General features: G+C 51.0%; 1 rRNA gene. It reads left to right on the top strand.

Going from position 1 to position 1767, the window contains the following annotated elements:
• Window positions 1-176 precede the first annotated feature (176 nt).
• A 16S ribosomal RNA gene (locus M988_RS22130) occupies window positions 177-1719 on the top strand.
• The last annotated feature ends 48 nt before the right edge of the window (window positions 1720-1767 follow it).

The following is a 1767-nucleotide window of genomic DNA, read 5'->3' as shown; positions in this document are numbered from 1 at the left end:
CTGCTCTTTAACAATTTATCAGACAATCTGTGTGGGCACTCACAAGACAATATCTAACGTCCTCGGACGATAAAATATTAAAGTCTTGAAGAGTGACCAAGCAGTAATTCATTTTTGAATTATTACGAAAGTTAATTTTCGAGCATCGCTTCACTTGTTGAAGCACATCAAGCTTTTAATTGAAGAGTTTGATCATGGCTCAGATTGAACGCTGGCGGCAGGCCTAACACATGCAAGTCGAGCGGTAGCACAAGAGAGCTTGCTCTCTGGGTGACGAGCGGCGGACGGGTGAGTAATGTCTGGGAAACTGCCTGATGGAGGGGGATAACTACTGGAAACGGTAGCTAATACCGCATGACGTCTTCGGACCAAAGTGGGGGACCTTCGGGCCTCACGCCATCAGATGTGCCCAGATGGGATTAGCTAGTAGGTGGGGTAATGGCTCACCTAGGCGACGATCTCTAGCTGGTCTGAGAGGATGACCAGCCACACTGGAACTGAGACACGGTCCAGACTCCTACGGGAGGCAGCAGTGGGGAATATTGCACAATGGGCGCAAGCCTGATGCAGCCATGCCGCGTGTATGAAGAAGGCCTTCGGGTTGTAAAGTACTTTCAGCGAGGAGGAAGGCATTAAGGTTAATAACCTTAGTGATTGACGTTACTCGCAGAAGAAGCACCGGCTAACTCCGTGCCAGCAGCCGCGGTAATACGGAGGGTGCAAGCGTTAATCGGAATTACTGGGCGTAAAGCGCACGCAGGCGGTTTGTTAAGTCAGATGTGAAATCCCCGAGCTTAACTTGGGAACTGCATTTGAAACTGGCAAGCTAGAGTCTTGTAGAGGGGGGTAGAATTCCAGGTGTAGCGGTGAAATGCGTAGAGATCTGGAGGAATACCGGTGGCGAAGGCGGCCCCCTGGACAAAGACTGACGCTCAGGTGCGAAAGCGTGGGGAGCAAACAGGATTAGATACCCTGGTAGTCCACGCTGTAAACGATGTCGACTTGGAGGTTGTGCCCTTGAGGCGTGGCTTCCGGAGCTAACGCGTTAAGTCGACCGCCTGGGGAGTACGGCCGCAAGGTTAAAACTCAAATGAATTGACGGGGGCCCGCACAAGCGGTGGAGCATGTGGTTTAATTCGATGCAACGCGAAGAACCTTACCTACTCTTGACATCCAGAGAATTTGCTAGAGATAGCTTAGTGCCTTCGGGAACTCTGAGACAGGTGCTGCATGGCTGTCGTCAGCTCGTGTTGTGAAATGTTGGGTTAAGTCCCGCAACGAGCGCAACCCTTATCCTTTGTTGCCAGCGAGTAATGTCGGGAACTCAAAGGAGACTGCCGGTGATAAACCGGAGGAAGGTGGGGATGACGTCAAGTCATCATGGCCCTTACGAGTAGGGCTACACACGTGCTACAATGGCATATACAAAGAGAAGCGAACTCGCGAGAGCAAGCGGACCTCATAAAGTATGTCGTAGTCCGGATTGGAGTCTGCAACTCGACTCCATGAAGTCGGAATCGCTAGTAATCGTAGATCAGAATGCTACGGTGAATACGTTCCCGGGCCTTGTACACACCGCCCGTCACACCATGGGAGTGGGTTGCAAAAGAAGTAGGTAGCTTAACCTTCGGGAGGGCGCTTACCACTTTGTGATTCATGACTGGGGTGAAGTCGTAACAAGGTAACCGTAGGGGAACCTGCGGTTGGATCACCTCCTTACCTAAAGATAGCGTTAAGTGTAGTGTCCACACAGATTGTCTGATGAAA

Origin of the sequence: Hafnia paralvei ATCC 29927, assembly GCF_001655005.1 — a bacterium.
Lineage (GTDB): Bacteria > Pseudomonadota > Gammaproteobacteria > Enterobacterales > Enterobacteriaceae > Hafnia > Hafnia paralvei.
Note: the sequence above shows the minus strand (reverse complement) of the source record. Positions and strands in the feature narration are given on the sequence as shown.